Genomic DNA, 26,002 nt, shown 5'->3' with positions numbered 1-26,002 from the left:
CTGCCTCCTTAATTAAAATGTCCAGTGTGGCAAGTGGTACATTCCATATCCGTTTTAACGCTTGCTGCCGAGCCTAATGTTCCTGTGCTGCCATGACAAACTTGGCAATCCTGAGCCTCAAGTGAGGGTTTGCTACCTGGTAAGGCTCCGATATTCTCTCCTTGATGGGCACGGTTTAGCAGTTCGACCAGGTAATACGCCATGGAAGCTGATAGGCGATAACAGCGTTCACCTTTTTTAGCAAAGGGTAGGCCTGATGCCCTAGACCAGTTACTAATAGAAGAGTGGCACAATACGCTCATGGCTTTTGATGAACTACCAACCAGAGCCGTTTTTTCTGCGGTTGAGCCTATGCCTGCAATAAATTCAGGGGAAGATAAAGGTAGCGTTGTATTTTCATAATAACGGAATGTGTTAGCAATCACGGCGCTGTTCTGACCATTAATATCATCTAAGATATTGACTAACATACCGATAGCGTTGAGGTTACCACATAAGGTGCCTTGGCCTGTGACCCCTGCAAAACCATAACCAGCAAGCGCGGTTGGGATAGTTTTAAACTTATCAGCATCGGCACTATTAGATTGCGCTAGCATAGTGACGACAGAGTGAAAGACTTGGTGCATACAGCCACCACCAGTCTCGTAGGCGAGTTTGGCGGTTGCCATGGGGTCTAGTGGTGCGTATTTGAGTTTTTCGCCGAGTGCTAATTGATATTGACCGTCGGCATTGGTCGCCGCAAAGGCTGACGTACCCATTAATGTTGCGCCCGCTGCCGCTGTGCTAATACCGATAATACGAGTTAATGCTTGGCGTCGATTAATGCTCATCATAAATTCCTCTTTAGTAATTGCTTTTATTTATCAATCAGAAAACTGGTTTGATGAAAGCCATTCTAGGGAGCTAAAAGATAAATAATGTGATTTGCCAGAGAGGATATTTCCCTTATTAGTGAAGAAGGTGTCGTTGAATTTTTAATTGCTTTATAAGGTTGAATTTTGGGTAATAATTCGCTTTTTTAGATTGTAATTTGTGGTGACACACATTATTTGTGATATTTATGTAAATTTGTAAGCATTTATCAGCCCAAGTTATTGTCTGCAAATACCATTTACATCTGTGAACTAAAGCAGATTTTTATTTTATACACCCAACCTGCGGCTTATCTCACGAAATGTAATTATTTGCCGCCTTGGGTTAACAGGATCACAGTAATCATTAGAAGCCTTGCATAGACTTAATTCCATGATTTTATAGGCTTGGGATTTTCTTTATGCAAGTGGGGAGCTGTTGGTTTGACAAAGAGCGTGGTTTGCTCGTCGAACAAGCTCGGAATGAATCTTGGCACCTTCCTCGTGCTGAGTTACAGGTGTTGACATTATTGGTTGAACATCAAGGTAAACTGGTCTCAAAGCATGAGCTTAAGACTGGTGATGGTGAGCACCCACCGCTAACAGATACTTCACTCGCTCGCGCAGTATTTATGATCCGCTCGTTTCTTGGTCCGCAGTATGAAGGGCTGATTGAAACCGTCAAAGGCCAAGGTTATTTGCTACACAATACCCAAGGGCAGCGGTTAAAAAGCTTTCATTATCCTCGATTACAGTCACTACCTTGGTGGAGTGCGCTACTGGTTTTTGGTTTTATGCTGGCGATTTCGGGTTTTTATCTTAGCCGAATTGATCATAGTGTGCCGACTGAACCCTTGTTATCGACAGAACTTCCTTTGGCATCAGGACAACATATTCGCTTGCACCTTTACGCTAATTCTAAAACGAACAATACCATATTGTTTGAGTTAGGCGATCGATTGGGCCAGGGACTAAGCCGCTGCGGACAGAGTGATTGGTCCGAGGTTTATTCTTCTCTTTCACATGATAAACAAGTGCTTAACATTACTTTGCGCGGCCATAAGCTCGGGCAGTCCGTTATTCGAAACTTAAAGATAAGTGATTTTAGACGCCCTAAAGAGTTTATTGATGCACAGTGGCTACAGGAGATTGGGATCTGTGGCTAAGTGGCTAAAGTGGACGATAAATCTCACGATTCTCACTGCGCTGATTGTGGCTTGCGGGGTGATTTATCTGCAATCAGTCTCAAATAAGGCGGTGATCCTCAATTGCAGCTCCGAACTTTTTGACCGTCATGCTCAACGGGTTGAAGATGGTAAATACTATCTTTTAGTCGATGTGCTGATCTCAGCGGGCAATGCACAGATTAATTATCGATATTTTAACCTCGATGGCTCCAGTGCAGGCACCATTCTGATGCAGGGCGAAGTGCAAAATATGGAACTCAATCGTATGGCCTACAACGTGTCGGTTAAGACCAAGACAGAATCTGAGGAGGTCGATAAAAAACATTGGCCAGAGCATATGAAGTATCTGTCTTATATAAGTAGCTTACATTTTAGTGAGTCAGGCAGACATAACCTTAGCATTGAGGTGCTTGATAGTGACCCAGACCAAGACTACGCCGTGGTATTGTTTCAGCCCAGTAATACGGTTTGTGGTTGTCGAATCGTCAATAGCCGAATTTAATCAGTGAATTTAGCGCGCTTTCGGTTTAGATTGTATTTTCGATGGTGTTAATGCTGACTCTTTGGCTCCAATCATTAAGGTTTTTGTGTTTAAGATACGTGTCAAACAAGAAGAATCCCTGTCGATTAAGTTCAGCCACCAGATGGAAAAGGGCGATAATCGTCAGCTTGACCTCTATTTCTTTTTACCTAAGGAAATGGGCATAGGTGCGCACACCTTAAACGAAGAAGAATATTATCATAGCGCCATTGTTGGCCGCCGTTCTTACTATTCCGAAGGTTTGCATTTACCGCTCGTACAAGGCCGTTTTGCTAGTATGAATCGCCGCACTGTGGAAGAGTTTAGGCTGTACTTAAACTTGTTTGCCTACCAATTTGCGGTAGCGGTTGAAAACGATGTCAAAGAACTCAATCGGATTGCTGATGTTGAGCATTTTTATCTCGCACTCGATGAGTTGTGTGAACAGATAACCCAATTGCTAAAAAAGTTTCGCCGTAATGAACCAGGCGATGCTAAATGGAAATCCTATTTTGAAAATGCGGATAACTATCTGTCTTGGTTTTGTGAGCAGCAACTGCTAAAAGTATTAGCCCACGCTACCCGTACCAGCGACTTTTCCGACATTCAAGAGCGAGTGCTGACTCTTTGTCGAAATGAATCAGCCTATCGTGATGCCAATAACTATAACTCGGCACAGACAAAACAAGATCCTAATCGAATTTCGAATAAGATGCTGTTATTACGGCGTTTGATTCAGCAAGGGGTCGTACTTAAAGAAGAGTTAAAACCGCTGGGGACCGGCCTTAAAAAGTTCACAACGGGGCTTGCCACGGCATTAGTGATGTTGGTGGTGTCGGCGCTGATTATTGAAGCGCAGGGCGTTTTTAGCGGTTTTACTATTGCCCTCGTATTGACCTTAGCGGTGATATACGGATTTAGGGAAATCTTTAAGGACGATGTGCGTAATGCTCTTTGGCGCTTTATCCAGCGTGGTCGGCCGCGGTGGAGCCGTATCTTAAGGGATACCACTAGCCAGGCTGTTATTGCTAAACAATTGGTGTGGTTGGAGTTTATGCGGCCACAGGATTTACCCGAAAAGGTAAACGAAATCCTAAAACACCGGCATAGCCAGAACAAAGTCGATGCCGAGATCCTCCATTACAAAATTGCGACTCGGGTAAACCAAGGCGAGTTTCAGGCCGGCTATTCAACAATTCAAGAGCAAGTCAACTTTAGTTTTGTGCCGTTTGCCCGCTACTTAGAGCGGGGCAAAGCCAAGATTTACAAGGAGCTTGAGGGCAAAATCAGCCATGAGTCGGTCGAGCGTCGTTACCAGGTTAATCTGATTTTAGTGCTACGTGATGGCCGTGAAGAGCCGGAATATGCTCGCTATAAAATCACGATGAACCGCTCTGCGATTATCGAAATCACCCAAAGCCAACTGCCAGATTCTTTTAATCCGCCCGTTAAGACGGCTGGCGAGTAAAAGCCTGGCCGATATTCTGGTCGTTATTCTGTTTTGCCCGTTTGAGTGCAACCTCGGCATTGCTGAGGTATTGCTCCAGACTTTGTCCTTCTTGATAGCTAGCTATGCCGATGCTGATCCCTTCACCTAAACCGTTGCTATTAAGCTTTTCTATGGTATTAAGGGCAAAGTGATGTGCCGCTGTTGCATCGGTATCTGGAAGTAATAACAACAGCTTACCCAGTTGCCAATGGAGTATTTGGTAGTGGGTTGGTATTTCAAGTAATAGCTGAATTTCCACTTCTTGCTGGCGATTTTCGAGTTGATCGATATCGCTCATGTGGCTCAGTAATCCCTCTGGATTAATGTCCATCACGAGTAGACTCGAGTGGTTGCGGCTTTGGGGCGAAAGTGAAGCAAAATAGCGTTCTAAATCTGACAGGTGCTGCAAAATCGTGCTGCGATGTGGCACAAAACTGCGGGGTTCTGCGCCACGTTGGCCATCGATAGCTTGTTCTAAGGTACAGATGATGTAATCAATCTCACCGTCAGTCGCGACATGCCCCTTGAGGGTGGCCTGTAAACAATTTGAGTGACGTAGATTGGGTGAGCAAAGGATCTGGCCTTGCCATTGGCCTTGCATGCTGATTTGGGCAGTGATCCGTTGCCATTGATTACCTAAATCGTTAGACAGCAATGACGCTAAATCATGATTCAGATCGCCGTTGAGTTGCATGAGCTGATCAAATACGGGGTTAATTTTTATCAACTTACCATTGGCATCCGTCAGTGCGGTCGCCACCGTGGTATCACACAACAGCTCACTTAAGAATGCCTGGTTCTGACTGTTAATAATGGCGCTGATATCTTCAAGCGTGATCAACATATGGGGTAAACCTCGCCCTAATCGCGGGGCTTGTCGTACGTTGACTCTTAGTGTTGAACCCGTTTCATTGTCGAGCGACAAGTGACCAGACCATTCTCCCAATCGGTGCACTTGTTCGAGGATTTGCGTGTGCGTTAGATCATCGAGATTTAAGGCTCGTTGCAGACTTCGATCAGTTAGTTCATCTTGGGGAACTCGAGTCGCTTCGGCCGCTTTAGGGTTGGCACTGATAATGCGCGCCTGTTCATTGGCTAATATAAAGCCTATTTCACTGTTAAACAGTGAGTTTGCAACGTCAATGCTGTATTGGCGCGAGCGATACTGTAACCGATACATGTGGCTAAGTAGAATGACCCAAGCGGCCAGTAACGTCAGAACTAAAGATGCGACGATAACGATGTTCTGCCACTGCGAAAACTTTGAGGCAATATCGTCGTTACGGATATAAGAGAGTAAAAAATATTCCCGGCGCAGCTCGGGTTGGTTAGTGAGTTCAACTTTAAGGTAAACAAACGTCGCATCTTCACCGTGAAACTGGCCAAAGTTGCTCATCGACATTTCGCGCCATAGTGCCGGATAACTTTGGCGTAAACTCGCGCCTAAGGTATCAGGAATATGGGTTAACGGTGCAAGATCGCTTACCCCTGCATAGAGTAATCCTTGGGTATCCAGTACTAACATGGGGGATTTATTGCTTGAGAAAGCAGGTTTTATCGCCTCTAACATCTGTACCATTGAATTGTAGGTTACGAGATAACCTAAAGAGCTTTGATCGGGTTTTTCTAACCAAGTCATTTGATACATATAGGGTTCGAGCATGCCATTGAGTGGCACAAACTCTAAAGGTGAGGTGAACACTTCTTTTCCACCTAAATTACGGCTAGAACCAAGAAGGGTCGCTGGAAGTGCATCCTGACTAAAGTTAGCCGGTGTTGCAAATTTATAATTTCCCTGAGGGTCGAAGAGGGCAATCCCTAGTAGTTCGGGAATATGCTCAACGAGTTCTTGCCAACTTGCCTGTAATTTTTGCTCTGCTGCAGGAGTTGGATTTTTAAGATATTGATTGAGTAGTTCATCCTTGGCGAACAACTGAGTGCGAAACTGCTGAAAGGCAACCTTATCTGTGATCAGCGTGCCTATCGTTTGTAATTCGCTATATCTTTGAGTTGCCCATTCTTCCTGTAACCTACGTTCACCTAAGGTGATGATTAAATTAGTTAAAATGATCATACCTATCACAAGCATCGATAACTGACTCGCAACAGCCAACAGGCGTTGGTGAGACCAATGCAGCCCTTGGGTCAATGAAAGTAATGGTGCGAGTGGATGTAGGCTTGGTTTGTTCTTCAGCATGGGCCGATTTTGAGTTGATGATCTGTTAATTTGGCTATGTTAACACGAATGAAATGTTACGACAGTGGCAAGTTGCTCGGTGATGGCCTTATCCCGAGCAAGAGATTCAATCTAGTGGAGAGTCAAGGAGCTTGCTAGCCGAGTGTGCCGAGTACTCTGTGTTTAAACTCGCAGCCAGTTGCGAGCACTTGCTCACGACAAAGGTCGATATCTACTCCGTCTAATCCTTCAATCGCTGAGACTTGCACTCGCTCAATATAGTGGGGTGCGAGGGCGATAAAGGCATTTACCGCGGCGTAAGAGTCTGCAAGTTTCGGTCGGCAATGTTGGTTATAGGCCGCCTCATTATCGGCATTGAGTGAGATAGATAAGCCATCAACACACTCAGCCAGTTCGGGCAGGATGTTACGTCGATGCACAAGATTACCCAATCCATCGGTGTTGACCCTAACTCGACCGCCACGACGTTTAATTTCCTTGGCGACGGCAAGCAGCGTTGGAAGATTCATGGTCGGCTCGCCATAGCCACAAAACACATATTCCTCAAAGTCTTCCACATTGCCTAACAGCGGGATAATTTCCTCCGGTTTGGGCTGGTGGGTTAGTGCCAATTGATATTCATGGATTTGCTTGCTGCCATTGTGTTTCGGACAAAAGATACAACGCAGAGTACAGCGGCCAGTGATGTTGAGATAACGGCTTTTACGAATGTCGTAGACCAAGGTTTCGGTTGCGCAGGTCTCATTGGTACAGACTTCTGCGGTAGTATGGCCATTGGCTAAGGTCTCAGTGGCGATGAGCGGTTCAGGTTTGGCTCTAGCAGTGTGTGAGTTTGGCATACAACGACTTTATTTGGGTCTAAGCGATAACTTAGGGTGAGTGTAACCAATGCCCACAGGGATAACTGCCACTTAGATCGCACTACGCGTTTTAGAATGGCGCACTGCAAAAGCAAAAGAGAGCCTAAGCTCTCTTTTTATGGGATTCTCATAGATTACAGACGATAACTAATCCCGCTTATAGTCTGACTCATGTATGGCATCCAAGGAGATACTGTGGCTCTCGTTGATATGCAATGGAGTGTCCTGCGTTTTTTTCGGACGCCACCACCAATGGTAGAAGCGGCTACCAACACGCTTAGCATCATCAAGTATGATATACAGTAGCGGCACTAAAATTAAGGTGACGACTGTTGAGAATAGGATACCGAAGGCGAGCGAAGTCGCCATGGGGATCACTATCTGCGCCTGTAAGCTGCGCTCAAGAATAATAGGCACTAGACCGACAAAGGTGGTCAATGAGGTCAAGATAATCGCCCTAAAACGATAACATCCTGAATCGACCGCTGCTTGCCTCACCGATTGACCTTGTTCACGAGCTCGGTTAACAAAGTCAACTAAGATCAGCGAATCGTTCACCACGACCCCTGCAAGTGCAACGATACCACAAAGACTCAACACACTCATGGCAAGCCCTTGGATCAAATGCCCAAACAGGGCGCCGATAATCCCAAAAGGGATCACTGACATAATGATCAGTGGCTGGCTGTAGGATTTAAGCGGCACAGCCATCAAGGCATAAATGGTAAACAGTGCAAAGAAGAAACCTTGTATCAATCCGACCATGGCATTCTGTTCATCCAAACTGCCACCATCGAGAGCCGTTTGAATCTTAGGATATTTTGCCTGAAGTTGCGGCAAGTAATCTTTCTGGATTTCATTAACGACTTTAGAAGGTTCAACTTTGTTTTTATTCGCGTTAGCGTTAATGGTTATTGCTCGTTTACCATCGACACGGGTAATAGACGCATAAGATTCACCCTTTTCGACTTCAGCAACGGTGGAGAAAGGTACCGACTTACCTTGCGGCGTTCGGATCAACATATTCTCCAGATAGCCAACGGTACGGCGCTGTTCTAAGGGATAGCGAACCATGACTTTGATTTCTTCTTTATTACGTAAAATACGTTGTGCTTCATAACCGTAGAAGCCGTAACGGACTTGGCGTGCTAAATCGGATAAGGTTAAACCTAATGCTTCCGCCTCGGGGCGGATTTTTAAACGGATCTCATGGCTGCCCGAGGAAAAGTTATCGGCGATATCATACACTCCCTCGTAGGTCGCTAGCTTTTGCTTAAGATCGCGAGCCGCAGCTGATAATTCTTCTAAATCGCTTGAGGTTAATCTAAAAGAAATATCGCCACCACCGCCGCCACCGTTACCTCTAGCGTTAAAGTCGAGTTTCTTGACTGACAATAACTCGGGCAATTGTTCACGCCACTCGGTAGCAATGGTTTCACCGTCGACATTCCGATCTTCACCCTTAGTCAGTTCGGCAAAAATAAAGGCAGAGGTGCGTGAGCTCATGTTGATAAAGCTGTGTTTCACTACTTCGCTGCCGTTATCTTTCTCCATTTTTGCGTTCATTTTGTACAGGGCTTCTTCAATCTCCTGTACCACCTTGAGGGTGTTTTGTTCTGAGCTTCCCTCATCCATTTCTAATTGAACTTGGATAAAGTCGGAAGGAATATCAGGGAAGAACACCCAGCGCACTTTCCCGCTTGCCACTAAAGCGACAGACAAAATCAGCACACCTATAAAGACTGCTACTACGTTATAGCGATGCTGGATACAGCGCTCGAGGAAGTTGCGGTAACTGTGGTGAATAAAGTGTTGAACACGATTGTTAAATTTTTCTTTAAAGCGCCCAAAGAAACCCGTAGGTTCCCCTGGCTTTTTAAACTTCATATGTGCCAAGTGTGCTGGGAGAATAAATTTAGATTCAACCAGTGAAAATGCCAGACACATGATGACGATCATGCCGATGGACTTCCAAATAATTCCCATCGGACCTGAGACCATTAGCATAGGGATAAAGGCGGCTATGGTGGTTAATACCCCAAAGGTGGCGGGCATGGCGACCTTTTGCGCCCCACGGATCACATTGTCAATCGAATGTCCGTGGCGTTCGACCTCACTGTAAGCGCTTTCCCCTATAACAATTGCGTCATCGACCACTATCCCCAAGACCAAAATAAAGGCAAACAGTGTCAGCATGTTGATGGTCATGGAGAAAGGTTCAAGCGGCATGATCAGCATTGTACCGAGGAAGCACACGGGGATGCCCATCATCACCCAGAAAGCGAGTTTAAGATCGAGGAACAACGCCAAAATCACAAACACTAACAGTGCGCCATAAAACATGTTCGACATCATCATGTTTAAACGGCCCTTGAGGTAGTGAGTTAAGTCGCCCCAAGTATCCAATTGAGCATTCGCAGGTAGGGTTGCACGACGTTTCTCGACGTAGTCTTTTACCTGCTGAGCAATATCGAGGGCATTTTGATCGTTGACGCTGGTGACTTCGATAATCGCGGCGGGTTTGCCGTTAAAACGGGTGTACTCTAGACGCTCTTCAAAATCGTCCTTAATGGTGGCAACTTGCGGTAACATCACCCGGCTACCGTCGGCACGGGTAGTGACAACGATATTGGCAAAATCATCGCCCGTATAGGCTTGACCTTTAGTGCGCAGCAGAATGTCGCCATCTTCGGCGCGTATCGAGCCGCCTGGTAAGTCGATGGAGGAGTTTTGTACCGCCGTTGCGACTTGTGAGAAAGTTAAGCCGTATTCCCGCAGCTTATCTTCCGAGACTTCGATACCGATTTCATAGTCGCGAACTCCCGTGACTTTAGCACGGGTTACGGCGGGGAGCTGGGTCAAATCATCACGCACCGATTTGGCTAGCTCCTTCATATCGTGCAGTGACATATCTCCGTACACCGACACCCAAATCACGTTGTTTTCGGGCTCGATTTTAAAGATTTGTGGTTTTTCGATGTTCACCGGGAAGGTGGAAATCGCATCCAGTCGTAACTTGGCTTCATCGAGTACGATTTGGACGTCGTAGTCGTCTTCCACTTCTACCGTGATTGAGCCAACACCTTCACTGGCAACCGAGGTGACTTTTTTAATGCCGTTGATATCTTGAATGGCTTCTTCAATCTTGATGTTGATGCCTTCTTCGATTTCCTGTGGCGCAGCACCTGGGTAAGCAACGGTAATACTCAATAAATTCAGGTTGAAAGAGGGAAATACCTCTTTATTGATCAGCACTGTGCTAAACATCCCGCCAATCAGCAGTGCCCACATTAACAGGTTAGCTGCCACGCTATTACGGGCAAACCAAGCTAAGATCCCTTTTTGCGTATCCATTATTTTACTCCAGTGGCCGCAAGACTCGACTCAGGAGCATCTTCCTTAGGCGTCTGCACTGGTTTTGTTTCTTCGCCTATCACTTTGACTAATTGGCCATTGGCCATGTTATTAAAGTGAGTGATAGCAACCCGCTCACCGGTTTTTAAGCTGTCCTTGATAAATACGTTTTCAAGATCGCTACGCACGACATTCACATGGCGCATTTCGACGATATTGTTATTGTTAATCAAGGCGACATGCTCATTGCGTACCACATGGCGAGGTAGTTTGACTATGCCATCGACGGTGCGGCCCTTAATCACGGCGTTCACAAAACTGCCGTATTTCAGTGGTAAACTGCCTTGGGTTTTGTGCTCTCGCAGGTAAGGATCTTTTATCTCGGCGACGAGGTAAACCATGCGGTTATCGGCATCAATCACCCCTTCGCTGCGGATGATATTGCCTATCCAGGTATTTTCCTTGCCTGCCAATGAGGCGCTCAAGGTGACTTGGGTATCGGGATTATCGACGGATTCCAAATAGGCCAAATCATCGTTAGAGATAGGTAGGCGAATTTCCGCAATGCGGGTGTCATACAGTTCACCAAGATTTGTACCTAGGGTAACGTATTGTCCTAAGTCGACATTTCTTGCCTTGATAATGCCATCAAAGGGCGCACGAATAACGGTACGTTCTAAGTTACGCTGGGCGCGAGCTAAAGCCGCCTGCGCATATTTAACGTTAGCTTGTTCTTTTTTCAATTGAGGTATGCGCAAACCGAGTTCAGGCGGCAATCCTTTGTCGTAACCCTTAAACTCAATTTTGGCAACTTCGCCGCGGGCGATTTCCTCATTGAGTGCTGCGGTTGCTTGAGCCAATGTCGCTTCGGCTTGCATTAAGTCGGCTTCGTAATCTGAAGGTTCGATCTGGGCAAGTTGGTCGCCTTTTTTCACTATGCCACCGGCAACAAATTGAGGTGAAATCGTCAGCATCCGCCCTTGGACTTCAGTCACCAGTTGCGTTTTATATTTGGGCGTGACAACACCGTAGGAGGGTAAGTTAAGCGAAACCGTTTGTTGCTCAACCCGGGTGACATCCACTATCGGGATCGGCATTTCTTCGGGTTTCTGCTCAGGTGTCTCCTTGGTTTTCATCAGCAAACCAGCGCCAACAATAAAGAGCAGTAAGATAAAAAAAGGAGATAATCTCCTTAGTAAGGTTTTGATCATATGATTGTTACATCCGTGCTAAATCGCTTAATGCGCCTAAAGTATCAGAGTCAGGCTGCGCAATAAATTTATTTTTGTAAATAAAATGTGTCTAAAGATGATGCTATCGAGTTTGTGTCCTGTTACCGCGTCGGTTTAGTTTGCTGAGGATACAATTGCGTAGGAGTAGAGTGTTTTTTGTCATATAGGGTTCCACCCCGTACAAAAATATTTGCTAGGTCAATGAGCATAAAAAAAGCCGCAATTTTGCGGCTTTTAGGCAGAAGTAAGTATCAGCTTATTCCAAGGTTAGAAAACCTAGGACTGTTTTTTGCGGGCAATTTTGCTAGCTTTTTTTGCCGCTTCTTTTTTGCTGGTTTTTTTCGCCGCTTCTTTGGCTTTTACTTTTGCCTTTTTCTTGGATGGAACTCGCGCCTCTTTGTGCTTAGGACGTAATTCCTCAATGATTCGGCGTTTAAGGGGTTGCTCAATATAGCGCTCAATCTTACCAACGATGCGCATATCATGGGCCTCAGCCAGAGAAATTGCCGTACCTTTGGCACCCGCGCGGCCAGTACGACCAATACGGTGGATGTAGGTATCGGCTGAACGTGGCATATCGAAGTTAATCACGTGGGTGATATCATCAATATCGATACCGCGGGCAGCCACATCGGTCGCCAGCAATACATTCACTTCGCCCTTAGTAAAACGACTTAAGGCTTGGAAACGTTTCTTCTGTTCCATATCTCCGCGCATAAAAGCACAAGGGATGCCGGCTTGGAGTAACTGACCTTCGAGGCTAGAGACCACATCGCGAGTCTTCACGAATACGATGGCGCGTTTTACTTCTTCCTGTTTTAACAAATGGCAAAGCAGGGCAAATTTATGGTCTTTATCATCGGCGAGATGGATCCATTGGTGGATCTTGGCTTTCTCTTTGCGCGGTGCATCAACATCGATTTCGATAGGATCATTAAGCACTTCGCGGGCAAAGCGGATAACACCACTGCCTTCAAGGGTGGCTGAAAACAGCATATTCTGCTTGCGGCCTTGGGCTTCGAGTGCAATGGCTTTTACCACGGCTGAGAATCCCATATCGAGCATACGGTCAGCTTCATCGATGATCAGTATGTCGACGGATTCTGCACTGAATTTACCTTTATCTAAATATTCCATCAGGCGACCCGGTGTCGCGACCAGAATATCGATATTGCCCTTTAGCGCTTCTTCTTGAGGTGCATAGGGCACTCCACCCGTGATAATGGCAATATTTAGCCCTTGGTCTGTGGCTAAATGGCAGGCATAGCGGTGAATTTGGCTCGCCAATTCACGGGTTGGGGTAAGAATTAATACACGCGCTTGACCCGAGTAACGACGCGGGAAGTCGATTAAATGTTGTAGCGCGGGTAATAAGAAACTGGCGGTTTTACCTGTACCCGTCGGGGCGCGCGCCAAAATATCCCGTTGCTCTAAAGCATGCGGCAACGTTTCTTGTTGGATTGTGGTGGGCGTATTGTGCCCCATGGCTTTAAGTGACTCTAATAAGCTAGGGTCAAGCTGGAAATCTTCAAATTGCATGCGCAGCGTCTCGACGAATAATAGCCCAGCATTATAAAGCTTATGCCTGTTAACTTAAATAACTTAATCCCAATGGCTTCGCTTTTCGGTGATGGGGTTGATCGAAAGGCCTCTTTTACTCTGAACCCCACGGATAAATTCGCAGTGATAATGTGATTTGTCGCATTTTGAGGCAGACAATTGGTAAAACTTGTATAAGATAAAAGTGATTTTTGTAACAAATGTCTGGCGTTTATTCAGAGTGTTGGATGGATTGTATCCGCGTGGTTTGGCGTTTAAGCAATAAATCGATGCCATTTATAGACCATACTCATCATTTTATGGCCCCTAAGCGTTAGCCCTACTTGAATTGGCAAACCATTTCGGCGTGATTCTATTTATCTAATATGGGCTTGAATATTATGATTTTTAATTGGTTATCATCTTTTTTTACTTCATCTCAAGATAGCCTGTTACTCAATGTTTATTACGACCCTTTATTGGTCGCTATTTCTATTTTTATTGCTATTTTTTCTGCCTTTATGGCGTTTCAAGTTGCGACACAAGCTGCACAAACCCAATCTAAATCGCGACAGCAAATCATGTTATTCACAGGGAGTCTTGTCCTCGGTGGGGGCGTGTGGTCAATGCATTTTATTGGCATGCTGGCCTTTAATTTATGCACTCCAGTTTCTTATCAGTTTGGTCTTACTGCCTTATCTGTGTTACCCAGTATTGCGGCCTCGTGGGTGGCGCTTAGCCTACTATCTCAACCACGTTTTCGGTTTCCCCAAGTATTGATTGGCGGTGTTTTAGTGGGTGTCGGTATTGGGGTAATGCATTATGTGGGGATGGCTGCCATGGATATGGCGCCATTATTGCGTTACGACCCTCTAATATTTGCTCTGTCGATTATCGTTGCGGTGATTTTAGCCATTATTGCACTTTGGGTTCGTACCGGACTGAATCAGTTTATCTCATCCAGCATGAGCACTATTACGAGTAATTTTATTGCCAGTATCGTGATGGGATTGGCGATTGCAGGTATGCATTACACGGGTATGGCGGCGGCGCGTTTTGTTAAACCCGCTGGACTAGAGCTTAGCGAACAAACGTCTGAAATTTCGTTTTATCTTGCGCTCGGGGTATCGATTATTACCGTCATCATTATCTGCTTAGTGCTGATTGTGAATGTGATCTTTAAATATAAAGATCTATCTTTACTCGCTAAATCAAACGAAGATCGAATGCTGGCTATGATGGATACCGCAGTGGATGGCATTATCACCATCGATGGTCAAGGTATTATCGTTAGCGTAAACCAAGCGGTGACGCGTATCTTGGGGTGGCCCTCGACAGAGTTACTTGGTAGCAATGTCAAAAAAATTGTGCCCGCCTCCATTCGCCCCCAGCATGATAGTTATATCGCTCAATATGTTAAAACCCGTGAGGCACAGATTATTGGTACGGGACGAGAGGTACTGGCGCAGCATAAAAATGGCCATTTAGTGCCCGTCCGCCTCGGTATTGGGCATATGATGCAAGGCAAATCCCATTACTTTGTCGGTTTTATTTCCGATCTCAGCCAGCGAAATGAGATGGAGCAAGAGCTGAAAAATAATGAGGCCAAGCTGAGATCGTTGATCAGTAATATCCCCGGGGTGGCCTATCGCTGTATGAATACTCAAGGCTGGCCCATGGTTTACATCAGCGATGCGGTATTAAATATCACGGGATACCCAGCTTCAGATTTTGAGCTTCCTAACGCTAAACGTTTATTCTCTTCGCTTTATTATCCCGATGATGTCGATACTATTTACGCACAAGCACAGCCACCAACCTTTTCGATGGAATACCGTATTATCCGTGCCGATGGTGAGGTGCGTTGGCTGTTTGAGCATGGAAATTATATTTTTGATGAGCAAAATCCAGACGGGTGGATTGATGGTTTTATCATGGATATTACTGAACGTAAGGTAATGGAGCAGGATCTGGTGGCCGCGAAGAATAATGCGGAACAAGCTGCCGCCGCTCGCTCAGCCTTCTTGGCCAATATGAGCCATGAGATCCGTACCCCAATGAATGCCATCATAGGTTTTAGCGATATTTTGTTAGAATCATCCTTGGATTATGAGCAACAAAAGCAATTATCAACCATTAATCGTTCGGCCAAATCATTATTGCATTTACTCAATGATGTTTTAGACAGTGCCAAACTCGACAAAGGCAAGCTGGAACTTGAAACCCGCGTTTTCTCTTTAACGACTGAAATTGATACTGTTATCTCAACCTTGTGGTTGCAGGCCCAAAAGCAGCATTTATTACTGGAAGTGGATATCGCGCCAACGATGGGAACCCACTTTATGGGGTCGCCTGAGCGGATACGCCAAGTGTTGCTCAACTTAATAGGTAATGCTGTTAAATTCACCGCAGAAGGAAAAGTGACCGTAAGAGTTTTCTCTCCGTTAGACAATCAAGTGACATTTGAAGTTATCGATACTGGGATTGGCATGTCGCCAGAGCAGCTTGAGCGAGTGTTTGATGCCTTTTCCCAGGCGGATGCCTCTATGAGCCGTAAATACGGTGGTACTGGCTTAGGTACTACTATCAGCAAACAATTAGTAGAGTTAATGGGCGGGCATATTGAGGTTGAAAGCCGCTTAGGTTTGGGCAGTACCTTCAGATTTACAATTCCTCTCATTCAAAGTGTTGAAGACTTAACTCTACCGAGTTATGACAAGGTGTCACTGCCTCCATTAACAATACTGGTAGTTGATGATATTCAACAAAATATTGATCTGCTTTCAGTATATTTAACTCGACATGGACATCGAGTGATTACTGCCCGTGATGGTGAGCAGGCTCTATTACGAATGCAAAGGCATGATATTGATATCACCTTAATTGACTTACAGATGCCAGTAATGGATGGCTTAACCGCAGCAAGGCGTAGACGCCAACAGGAGCTTGAATCTGGGTTAACCTACATGCCAATGATTGCGTTAACAGCGAGTGTGCTTGAGCAGGATAAACTCGAGACACAACAAGTAGGAATGGATGGTTTTGCTAATAAACCCATTGATTTTTATTTATTAAATGTCGAAATCGCCCGCGTATTAAACCTTGAACTGTCCACACAGTCATTCAATAAAAATGAGCCCGATCTCAATGCCATCATCGATGAGCAAAGAGGGATACAACTCTGGGGAAGTAAAGCAAAGTTTATCCAAGAATTAGAAAAGTTTATCGCTCAATGGCCCGAAAAGTCTCGGCAGCTTGAGCAGGCAATTAACCAATCGGATCGGGATGCGATTGTCCAGCAAGGTCATGGATTAAAAGGCATTTCTGGCAATTTAGGCTTATTCCGTTGTATGGCCTTGCTTGCGGCATTAGAGCAAATGGCTGACTCAGAGCCACAGGTTTTAGTGGCTAGACAGCAGTTATTCAATGAACTTGAATCAACCATAGTGCAGATCACTCGTTATGTGCAGCAACTCGCTCACTATAAAGACGTGCAGATATCTACTCCTCAGACTGATCCAAACCAAGCTTTACCGCATATTGATGCTTTAATTGCGGCAGTACAACACCACTCCTTTGAAGAAGCTGATTTAACCGCCATTGAAAATCTATCGGTCCATCAACCCATGGTAAACACCATTGTTGATGCCCTCGATAATTTTGATTTTGATATTGCCCATACTGAATTAGTTAAGTTGCGGCTTGTCATTAGCTCAAATAAGGAATAGCTATGCAGATTGCGACTGACGATAAGAAGACCTTATTACTGGTAGACGATGAGCCAGTTAATTTGCGGGTTTTGAAACAAATATTGCATCAAGACTATCGTTTGATTTTTGCTAAAAGTGGTGAAGAAGCATTGCATCTTGCCAAGGTTGAGCTGCCGGCTTTAATTTTACTCGACATCATGATGCCTGATATGACAGGTTTAGAAGTATGCCAAGCACTTAAAAGCATGCCTGAAACCCTGCCGATTCCAGTGATCTTTGTGACTGCGCTTAACGACGAGCATGATGAGGCGGCAGGTTTTGACGTAGGTGGCGTTGATTACATAGTCAAACCTGTGTCACCAACCATAGTTAAGGCTCGCGTTAAAACCCATCTCTCCCTTGTGCAGGCAGATGAATTACGTCGAACACGTCTGCAAGTTATTCAACGCTTAGGTCGCGCCGCCGAATATAAGGACAACGAAACCGGCACCCATGTAATGCGCATGAGCCACTATGCTCAAATCTTGGCGTTGGCCTATGGTCTTAGTGAGGCACAGGCGGATGACTTATTACATGCAGCACCTATGCATGATATTGGTAAGATTGGTATTCCCGATAGCATTATGCTTAAGCCTGCTAAACTCACCAAAGACGAGTTTGCTATTATGAAAACTCACCCCTATATCGGTGCTGAAATTATCGGTGAAGCCGATTCTGAGTTGTTACGGTTAGCAAAATCAGTGGCACTTACCCATCACGAAAAATGGGATGGTACGGGTTATCCAAATGGCCTAAAGGGAAAAGACATCCCGCTTGAGGGGCGCATCGTTGCCCTTGCTGATGTGTTTGATGCGCTCACTAGCAAACGTCCTTACAAAGAAGCTTGGTCGATTGCAGAAACGATGGCGTATCTTCATGAACAGAGTGGCTCCCATTTTGACCCTGAGTTAGTGCAGTTATTTACCGAAAATTTAGATAAAGTGATTGAAATTAAAAATAAATGGATAGATAAGTAGCCATTGGTTTATCAGGCGCCTAACTAGCATGCCTATAGCTTAAGATAGAAATCCTTTGTCAGTTCGACCATTTGATTCGTGTAACTTCCCTCTAATCCACGGATGGTGAATACGGTTTGCAGGCACTGGCTCCCCTGTGTTTTAGTCAATAACAGCAAAACGCGATTGGCGGCTTTATTCTCCACACTTTTAACCTGTACCTCTTGCCTGAGATAAAGTGCGAACTGATTTAGGCAGACTTTAAAGCGTATAAGACTTTGAATCGGCAATATAAGACTTGCAGAACCCTCAGGTGATAAGCATTGGGAGATTGCTTTTAGCAATGGCTCAAATCCTAAGGTATGGGTATGGCGCGCCATCGCTCTATGCTGGTCGTTCGCCTTGAGGCCATGTTCGAAATAAGGCGGGTTGCAGATGATATGATCAAAATATCCGTAATACTGAGTTTGCTGGCAAAAGTCTTGAATATCGCTATGGATAATACTGAGCCTGTCCGCCCAAGGACTTTGCACCATATTGAATTGGCATGCGGCGGCGGCTTTTTCCTCAAGCTCCACCGCGGTGATCTGCCCAAGGCTTCGCTGCGCTGCCATTAAACTCAATAATCCACTTCCGGCCCCTATATCTAGAATGTGTTTTGCCTGAGCAAGCGGTGCCCATGCGCCTAATATCACGCCGTCGGTGCTAACGGGCATGCCACAATTAAGATCATCAATGTGGAATTGTTTAAAGGTAAAAGCCATGAAAACTCATTTATCCGATGAATAAGGGAATGCGATTTAAGATCGTGGCTATTTTAAAGGGCGAGTTGTGCTTTCGCTAAGATTTTTATGGTTATGAGTCGGGCGCATTGATGTTTAAAGATTCGTCCTGAAACGCCAACATGCCCTAATCGCTCTATTCTTCCTATGAGATCGCGTTTTTGTATTTTTGTGCTGTTTTGAGTCTAAGTTCACTTAATTGGCGGTTTAATTTATTACCTTGGTAACTCATTGTTAGCAGTTAATTAGCATTGGAACGCTTTTTTCGATAAAAACTATCTTACCTGTTGTATTGATTTTTGAATTCTGATATTAGTTTCGCCCCCATTTTTAATCAATTTTATGATTAACGGATAGGTGAACGGGTTTTTAGGTGAATAAATCGGCAATGAAGCCAATTTTTAGTTCATTTTTGTTTATAAACTCAGCAGATATCGCACATATTTACCACGGAATTGTGTAAACATAGATTTGCACTCCGGATGGGCTTTGTTTTAGCTATGGCTAATCGACACATAATCACTTAAGTTTATTAAAAACAATAAGACAAGATGGGGCTTTCCGTGCAAGACAATCAGATGAGTATTGGGGATACATTAGGCTTAGGTTTTATGACCTTCGCGTTTTTTTTGGGGGCGGGTAACTTAATTTTTCCTCCCTTTGCGGGGATGTTAGCTGGGGAGAACATGCTCCTTGCTATGTTAGGGTTTCTCATCACAGCCGTAGGTTTACCTTTGGTCGGGCTCATTGCTGTTGCTAAGGCTCAAGGTAAGGTTATGGCGATGTTGCCTGTGTTTGCGGCAACGGCATTAGCCATTGCGATTTATATCATCATCGGGCCTGCATTTGCAGCGCCGCGTACCGGTCTAGTGGCCTATGAAATCGGTGCTAAGCCCTTTATTGATAACACCACAGCAACCATTATGCTTGGCAGTTTATCGCTTAATCTGTCGCAACTAATTTATACCCTGTGCTTCTTTACTGTGACTATGCTGCTGGCATTGTTCCCCGGGAAATTACTCGACAGCGTCGGTAAAGTATTAACCCCTATCCTATTGTTATTACTAGTAGGTTTAGCCTTGTCTGTGGTGTTTTTACCCGCTTCTGATGTTGGCGCGGCCGTAGGTGATTACAAGAACCATCCACTGACTAAAGGTATCCTTGAAGGCTATAACACCATGGATACTCTGGCATCTTTGATGTTCGGTATGTTGATTATCGATCTGCTGCGTAAAAAGGGCATCGAGCAGCCTAGCGCACAGACTAAGTACCTTATTCGCGCCGCCTTTATTGCCGCAGCGGGTCTTGCCTTTGTTTATGTGTCATTGTTCTTTTTAGGTGCCACGGCGGGCGATATTGCCGCAGGTGCTAAAAATGGCGGTGAAATTTTAACTAACTATGTGACCCGTGAGTTTGGCAATTTAGGCACTGTGTTGTTATCGGCAGTGGTAACGCTAGCCTGTTTAACTACGGCGGTGGGATTAGTGAGTGCGTGCTCTGAGTTTTTCAATGAGCTAATGCCAAAGCTGTCTTATCGTTTTCTGGTGATTATATTAAGCGCTATCTGTGCTGTGATTGCGAACGTTGGGCTGTCACAACTGATTAATATCAGCATTCCGGTATTAATGACGGTTTACCCTGTGGCTATTGCACTGGTCGCGGTAACCTTTTTAACTGAATATTTCCCTCGTCCGCAGTTTGCTCACCGTGCGACCCTGTCTGTGGCACTCCTGTTTGGCATCTTTGACGGTATGAAGGTTGCCGCAAAAAGCCTCACGGGTGAAGACGGTAAAGGCGTGACTGAAGCGGCGCAAAGCTTTATCGATCTGGTCAGTGGTATGTCTCCCACCCTGTCTCTCCTACCGCTGTATGAAGAGGGAATGGCGTGGTTATTGCCAACCTTAGTGGTCATTGTGCTGTGTTTAATGATTCGCGGTGGCGGTGCAAAAGCAGTCACTGCCGCCTAAATAAAGGCGACTGCCAGTCGCGGAGAAATTAAGTTAATATCAACGGCGTATCTACCATACGCCGTTTTTTATGGAGTTTTCGTGGCTAAAACCTATCCGTGTGATCCGCTTATTGATGCATTTCTTGATGATCTTTGGTCTAGTAAGGGCTTAAGTGATAATACCTTGAGTGCCTATCGCACCGATTTACGCCATTTTGATCGCTATCTGCAAAGCCAAGGATTGGGTTTGTGCGATGTGGGTCAAGCTGACGTTCGTGCTTACTTAGCTTATCGGGTCGAGCAACAATTTGCCCGCACTAGTAGTGCACGTTTGCTGAGTAGTTTACGGCGTTTTTACACCTATTTATTGCAGACCAAACAGATTGCAGGCGATCCCATGGCACTGATTGAATCGCCTAAGTTAAGTCGGCATTTACCTGATTCTCTAAGCGAGTCACAGGTTGATAGGTTACTGGCTGAGCCCAATGTGGACGACCCCGTTGAATGCCGCGATAAAGCTATGCTTGAGTTGTTATATGCCACCGGACTGCGGGTGAGCGAGCTGGTGGGATTAACCATGGAGCAGATGAGCTTGCGCCAAGGCTTAGTGCGGATTGTGGGTAAGGGCGGTAAAGAGCGTTTAGTGCCAATGGGTGAGGTAGCAATAACCGCCGTAGAACATTATTTAACTTCGGCGCGGCATGAACTCTTAGGCTATGTTCAATCTGACGTGGTGTTCCCTTCAAAGCGCTCGCAGATGATGACGCGGCAAACCTTTTGGCATCGTATTAAGCTCTACGCGAGCCGAGCTGGAATTGAAACTGAACTTTCACCCCATACATTGCGTCATGCCTTCGCCACCCATTTACTAAACCATGGCGCCGATCTTAGGGTTGTACAATTACTTTTAGGCCACAGTGACTTATCGACAACTCAAATCTATACCCATGTCGCCCGAGCGAGATTACAAGAGTTACATCAGCAGCATCATCCACGGGGATAGGCTTTGTGGATCACAAAACCGTGAATGGTTGAATTTAGTTACAGTATAAATTTGCATTCTATTTGGCTTGTCTGTAACTTTTTGCCCCCATACAGGGTCTATTAACCTGACCCATATGTCGCAGTAGCGATTTACTTAATAGGAAGTCCCCATGAAGTTGACCCGAGCATTATCTTTAGTTTTCGCGCTTGTTGTTGCGCCTCTGGCCAGCGCCGCAACGGCGACCACTCCAGACACTGCTGCGATTAAGCAAAAACTCAGTGAAATGTTAGATGTTGAAGTGATTTCAATGCAGGATTCGCCCATCGAAGGTTTATATCAAGCGATGACTAATCGCGGCGTGCTCTATATCAGCCGTGATGGTTCAAAAATGTTCCACGGTAATTTATACGATCTTGATAAAGGGATGAAAAACCTGACCGAAGCGGCACTTGCAGGCCCACGTTTGGCGATGATGAAGCCGCTTGAAGATCATATGTTGGTGTATAAAGCGAAAGATGAAAAACACGTTGTAACTGTGTTTACCGATGTGAGCTGTGGTTATTGCCGCAAGTTACATAGCCAAATGGCTGAGTATAACAAGTTGGGTATTACCGTACGTTACTTAGCTTTCCCACGTGCGGGTGTGCCATCTGCCAATGCCGATGAAATGCAGGCCATTTGGTGTGCTAAGGATCCATTAAAAGCCATGACAGAAGCCAAGGCGGGTAAAAAAGTCTCTGCCGCGACCTGTGATGCTAAAATCGCCGAACAATACGAATTAGGTACCAGCTTTGGTATTAACGGCACGCCTGCTATCGTGTTAGAAGATGGCAATATGATCCCAGGATATCAACCACCTGCGGATTTATTACGTACTTTAGAAGCGCGCCAATAGTCGCAATTCGGCTAAACTTATCCCATTAAAGGTGAGCCTAAAGCTCACCTTTTTGTTATCTTAGCCCCATGATTGTTTAAGAGTTTGTTCCCTTGATCCATAAAATAATCCGTCGTCCAACCGTTGATGATAGCCATTTACCCGCTCACCTTCCGCCGTTGTTAAGACAGCTCTATGCTCGCCGTGGAGTCATGTCCGCCGAGTGTGAACTGGTACTTAAAGGCTTGTTAAGGCCCGATACTATGAAGGGCTTGGATCACGCCGCCAAGTTGATTGCCGATGCGATGCAGCTTGATAAGTCGATTCTGATCGTTGGCGATTTTGATGCCGATGGCGCCACCTCGACAAGTGTGTGTATCCTCGCGCTACGAATGATGGGCGCGAGTAAAGTCGATTATCTGATCCCCAATCGCTTTGACTACGGTTATGGCCTGAGTCCTGAGATTGTCGCCGTGGCGGCAACCAAACAGGCAGAATTACTTATTACTGTTGATAACGGTATTTCCTCCATTGAAGGCGTTGCTGCCGCCAAGGCCTTTGGCATGCAGGTGGTGATCACCGACCATCACTTACCCGGCCATGAGTTACCTGCGGCCGATGCTATAGTGAATCCCAATCAGCCTGGTTGTCAGTTTGCCAGTAAATCCATTGCTGGCGTTGGGGTCGCCTTTTATCTGATGACTGCGCTTAGGGCAGAGCTGCGCGCTCGTCACTGGTATCAAGCCCGCGGTATTGCAGAGCCTAACCTTGGCACTCTGCTGGATATTGTTGCCCTTGGCACTGTGGCCGATGTGGTATCGCTCGATGCCAACAATCGTATTCTGGTCGAGGCGGGATTACAGCGGGTACGCAGTGGCCGTTGCCGCGTGGGCATTACTGCCTTACTCGAAGTGGCCAAACGTAATCCTGCTCGGATTGTTGCCTCTGATTTTGGTTTTGCCGTGGGGCCAAGGCTCAATGCCGCCGGCAGGCTGGATGAAATGGCGCTCGGGGTCGAAACCCTGCTGTGCGAAGACATCATGTATGCAAGGCGGATGGCGGCAGAGCTTGATAGCCTCAACCAAGAGCGACGGGAGCTTGAGGTGGGGATGCAGCAAGAGGCGCTGAAAAGTCTTGAATATCTAAAGCTTAATGAAGAACAGCTCCCATGGGGTATCGCCCTTTTTCAAGAGGATTGGCACCAAGGGGTTATCGGTATTCTTGCCTCGCGAATTAAAGATAAATACCACAGACCCGTTATCGCCTTTGCCGACGCGGGTAATGGCGAAATTAAAGGCTCGGCGCGCTCCATCAAAGGTTTGCATATGCGTGACTTGCTGGAGCTAGTTAACTCCCGCCATCCGGGGCTGATTTGTAAATTTGGCGGCCACGCGATGGCGGCAGGTTTAACCTTAAAGTCCGGTGGCTTTGCAACTTTTGCCAAAGCCTACGATGATGCAGTGCGTGAACTGTTAAAGCCTGAGCAGCTAACGGGCGAGCTTTGGTCCGATGGCGAATTAACGCCGACGGAACTTACCCTTGAAATCGCCCAGTTACTCCGCAATGCGGGGCCTTGGGGTCAGTCCTTCGAGGAGCCATTATTCGATGGCTATTTTAAGATCATCCAGCAGCGGATAGTGGGGGAGCGCCACCTTAAATTAGTGCTTGAAACCCCATGCGGCACTGTGATGTTGGATGCGATTGCCTTTAATGTGGATTTGCACACTTGGCCCGATGCGACAATTCAGCATGCGCGTATCGTCTATAAGCTCGATGTGAACGAATATCGAGGTAATTTCACCCTACAGTTGATGGTCGAGCAAATCGAGCCGATGTGATCCGCGCTGATAGCGGGTAAATAGAGGTGAAAAGGAATTTTAGATTGAAGTCATTATCAGACAAAAAGATTCGCCAGTTACTTAAGCGTTTTGCTTGGATATATGCGGTTTGCCTTTGTATTCCCTGGATTTCGGCGGTTTTGACTACAAAGGCTCAGGGCCAAACCTTGATTATCGGCATTTGGCCAGCTGCCTCATTATTTTATTTTCTTGCTTATCGCCACTTGGCTAACTCTTTTCGATTTGAGATCAATCGCCATCTTGCTTTTAGCTATCACGGTGGTGGCTCCTTTGCTGGAGCCATGTATTCATTAGCAAAAGTGGTGTTATTAGGCATGGCGTTGATGATATTTATGAGTGCAAAACATACCTAGATTAAGCGGTATTTAACGATAAATTGGAGCGATAAATGGAATATCGAGTCAGCAGTGAGCTATCGGAAATGGATTTTGATGTTATCCATGGTTTTATTTCCAACAGTTATTGGGCGCAGGGCATGCCTGCCGCGCTGCTGCAAAAGGCGCTTAGCAACAGTTTATGTTTTGGAGTATTTGATAGGGATAATCAACAGCTTGCCTTTGCGCGACTGATTACCGATAAAGCCACCTTTGCCTACCTTGCCGATGTGTTTGTCCTCGAATCCCACCGCGGCTTAGGGTTAAGTAAGATGATGATGGCAGCAATTATGGAACATCCTGATCTGCAAGGATTAAGACGCATAATGCTCGCCACCCGCGATGCCCATGGACTCTATGCTCAGTTTGGTTTTAAAGCGGTCGATACACCAGAAACCCTAATGCAAATAAGGCTTGAGAACTCATACCTAGATTTATCCAGTAAATAGGCATGGTACTCAATAGATGATTTCCTAGGGGATGTGACGAAGTGGAATGTCCATTTGATAAGTATGGGTGAATCAAGGTGAAAGGATTAAGAGCTTTTATAAGGGTTGCTTATTTATCATTCTTGTATGTCATTTACCTGACTTTAGGGGGCATTCTGTTTGCGCTGCTTCGAACTGTGATGAGTGAGTTTGGAAATTTCACTGAGTTCATTCATATTTTTCTCACTATGACTATCGTAATAGTGATTCCTTTTTGCTTATTCGGTTTGGTTTTAGACTTCTTTAGAATCAGAGCGTATTGCGTTTTGGTTCGGAGGTTAAAGATGAAATACAGTTATTTCTTATCTCTGGACACTAAAGAGCAAGAAGCTTTAGCTCGTTCTTTGTGAAGAGTGTTGTTTCTCTAAGACAACAAAAAGCCAGCATAAGCCTGTCTCTCATACACAAATCCCTGAACAATGCTCAGGGATTTTTTTTGAACTCATTCCCCGCATTGTGATCAGATCGTCTAGGGCTAAATATTCGAGGCGATTATGATGAAGATGATGGATCCAGAGCAGTGGGCGCAATGTCAATTTGGGCACGCAAACCTCAACGACCCAAGACGTACACAAAGACTTGTTTCACTGGCTACCTCAATTACCCAACAACCCGGAGTTGCCGTGTCCAAACTTCCCTTATCCCCCGCTGAGATGGAAGGGGCCTACCGATTTATCCGCAATGAGAATATTCAAGCCAGTGATATTGCTGAAGCGGGTTTTCAAGCCACCGCGCAGCAAGCTCGAGAGCATGACATC

Annotated in this window: 19 protein-coding genes; 12 read left to right on the top strand and 7 right to left on the bottom strand. The window is 45.6% G+C overall.

Annotation, left to right across the window (positions count from 1 at the left end):
- Positions 1-8: 8 nt before the first annotated feature.
- On the bottom strand, positions 9-830 hold the full coding sequence (locus IEY09_RS03310) for a cytochrome c3 family protein (RefSeq protein ID WP_037414755.1): 822 nt from the start codon (positions 828-830) through the stop codon (positions 9-11).
- 443 nt (positions 831-1,273) lie between these two features.
- Here IEY09_RS03310 and IEY09_RS03305 point away from each other — a divergent pair, with 443 nt between their 5' ends.
- From IEY09_RS03305 to IEY09_RS03295, 3 genes are all read left to right on the top strand, one after another.
- On the top strand, positions 1,274-2,017 hold the full coding sequence (locus IEY09_RS03305; RefSeq protein WP_037414710.1) for a winged helix-turn-helix domain-containing protein: 744 nt from the start codon (positions 1,274-1,276) through the stop codon (positions 2,015-2,017).
- Positions 2,010-2,540 carry a hypothetical protein gene (locus IEY09_RS03300; RefSeq protein ID WP_037414709.1) on the top strand — a complete coding sequence of 177 codons (531 nt, stop codon included), beginning with the start codon at positions 2,010-2,012 and terminating at the stop codon, positions 2,538-2,540. The genes IEY09_RS03305 and IEY09_RS03300 overlap by 8 nt, the downstream gene beginning before the upstream one ends.
- A gap of 85 nt (positions 2,541-2,625) precedes the next feature.
- A complete protein-coding gene (locus tag IEY09_RS03295; protein WP_188869831.1) occupies positions 2,626-4,026 on the top strand; it encodes a hypothetical protein in 1,401 nt (466 codons plus the stop codon).
- On the opposite strand, the gene IEY09_RS03290 is transcribed toward IEY09_RS03295, so the two are convergent.
- The 5 genes from IEY09_RS03290 to srmB form a co-directional block, all read right to left on the bottom strand.
- The gene (locus IEY09_RS03290) at positions 4,007-6,244 is read right to left on the bottom strand and encodes a PAS domain-containing protein (protein ID WP_188869829.1); all 2,238 of its coding nucleotides are present in this window, start codon (positions 6,242-6,244) and stop codon (positions 4,007-4,009) included. The genes IEY09_RS03295 and IEY09_RS03290 overlap by 20 nt on opposite strands.
- A gap of 134 nt (positions 6,245-6,378) precedes the next feature.
- The gene (locus IEY09_RS03285; protein WP_099456938.1) at positions 6,379-7,083 is read right to left on the bottom strand and encodes a TatD family nuclease-associated radical SAM protein; all 705 of its coding nucleotides are present in this window, start codon (positions 7,081-7,083) and stop codon (positions 6,379-6,381) included.
- Positions 7,084-7,251: 168 nt separating this feature from the next.
- A complete protein-coding gene (locus tag IEY09_RS03280) occupies positions 7,252-10,458 on the bottom strand; it encodes an efflux RND transporter permease subunit (RefSeq protein ID WP_188869827.1) in 3,207 nt (1,068 codons plus the stop codon).
- Positions 10,458-11,669, bottom strand: a complete 1,212-nt coding sequence (locus IEY09_RS03275; RefSeq protein WP_099456936.1) for an efflux RND transporter periplasmic adaptor subunit — start codon at positions 11,667-11,669, stop codon at positions 10,458-10,460. Before IEY09_RS03275 ends, IEY09_RS03280 begins: the two co-directional genes overlap by 1 nt.
- Before the next feature lie 297 nt (positions 11,670-11,966).
- On the bottom strand, positions 11,967-13,229 hold the full coding sequence (srmB, locus tag IEY09_RS03270) for an ATP-dependent RNA helicase SrmB (protein ID WP_037414703.1): 1,263 nt from the start codon (positions 13,227-13,229) through the stop codon (positions 11,967-11,969).
- 386 nt (positions 13,230-13,615) lie between these two features.
- Here srmB and IEY09_RS03265 point away from each other — a divergent pair, with 386 nt between their 5' ends.
- Together IEY09_RS03265 and IEY09_RS03260 are read left to right on the top strand one after the other, a co-directional pair.
- Positions 13,616-16,957: an MHYT domain-containing protein gene (locus IEY09_RS03265; protein ID WP_188869825.1), complete on the top strand. Its 3,342-nt coding sequence runs from the start codon at positions 13,616-13,618 to the stop codon at positions 16,955-16,957.
- 2 nt (positions 16,958-16,959) lie between these two features.
- Positions 16,960-17,955 (top strand): response regulator, encoded by a 996-nt coding sequence (locus IEY09_RS03260; RefSeq protein WP_188869823.1) that lies wholly within the window; start codon positions 16,960-16,962, stop codon positions 17,953-17,955.
- Positions 17,956-17,987: 32 nt separating this feature from the next.
- Here IEY09_RS03260 and IEY09_RS03255 read toward each other — a convergent pair whose 3' ends face one another.
- Positions 17,988-18,698 carry a tRNA1(Val) (adenine(37)-N6)-methyltransferase gene (locus IEY09_RS03255; RefSeq protein ID WP_188869821.1) on the bottom strand — a complete coding sequence of 237 codons (711 nt, stop codon included), beginning with the start codon at positions 18,696-18,698 and terminating at the stop codon, positions 17,988-17,990.
- 569 nt (positions 18,699-19,267) lie between these two features.
- Between IEY09_RS03255 and brnQ the strand changes: the two genes are divergently transcribed.
- The 7 genes from brnQ to IEY09_RS03220 form a co-directional block, all read left to right on the top strand.
- Positions 19,268-20,683 carry a branched-chain amino acid transport system II carrier protein gene (brnQ, locus tag IEY09_RS03250; protein WP_069453432.1) on the top strand — a complete coding sequence of 472 codons (1,416 nt, stop codon included), beginning with the start codon at positions 19,268-19,270 and terminating at the stop codon, positions 20,681-20,683.
- Positions 20,684-20,764: 81 nt separating this feature from the next.
- Positions 20,765-21,667: a site-specific tyrosine recombinase XerD gene (xerD, locus tag IEY09_RS03245; protein ID WP_144346223.1), complete on the top strand. Its 903-nt coding sequence runs from the start codon at positions 20,765-20,767 to the stop codon at positions 21,665-21,667.
- Between the two features lie 151 nt (positions 21,668-21,818).
- Positions 21,819-22,544, top strand: a complete 726-nt coding sequence (gene dsbC, locus IEY09_RS03240; protein ID WP_188869819.1) for a bifunctional protein-disulfide isomerase/oxidoreductase DsbC — start codon at positions 21,819-21,821, stop codon at positions 22,542-22,544.
- A gap of 92 nt (positions 22,545-22,636) precedes the next feature.
- A complete protein-coding gene (gene recJ, locus IEY09_RS03235) occupies positions 22,637-24,361 on the top strand; it encodes a single-stranded-DNA-specific exonuclease RecJ (RefSeq protein ID WP_188869817.1) in 1,725 nt (574 codons plus the stop codon).
- Between the two features lie 26 nt (positions 24,362-24,387).
- Positions 24,388-24,735 carry a hypothetical protein gene (locus IEY09_RS03230; protein ID WP_229777663.1) on the top strand — a complete coding sequence of 116 codons (348 nt, stop codon included), beginning with the start codon at positions 24,388-24,390 and terminating at the stop codon, positions 24,733-24,735.
- A gap of 35 nt (positions 24,736-24,770) precedes the next feature.
- On the top strand, positions 24,771-25,205 hold the full coding sequence (locus tag IEY09_RS03225; protein ID WP_188869815.1) for a GNAT family N-acetyltransferase: 435 nt from the start codon (positions 24,771-24,773) through the stop codon (positions 25,203-25,205).
- 545 nt (positions 25,206-25,750) lie between these two features.
- On the top strand, positions 25,751-26,002 hold a 252-nt coding region (locus IEY09_RS03220; protein WP_188870070.1), incomplete at its 3' end, for an IS4/Tn5 family transposase DNA-binding protein.

Source organism: Shewanella xiamenensis, assembly GCF_014647135.1.
Lineage (GTDB): Bacteria > Pseudomonadota > Gammaproteobacteria > Enterobacterales > Shewanellaceae > Shewanella > Shewanella xiamenensis.
This window is presented reverse-complemented; position numbering and strand designations above follow the sequence as displayed.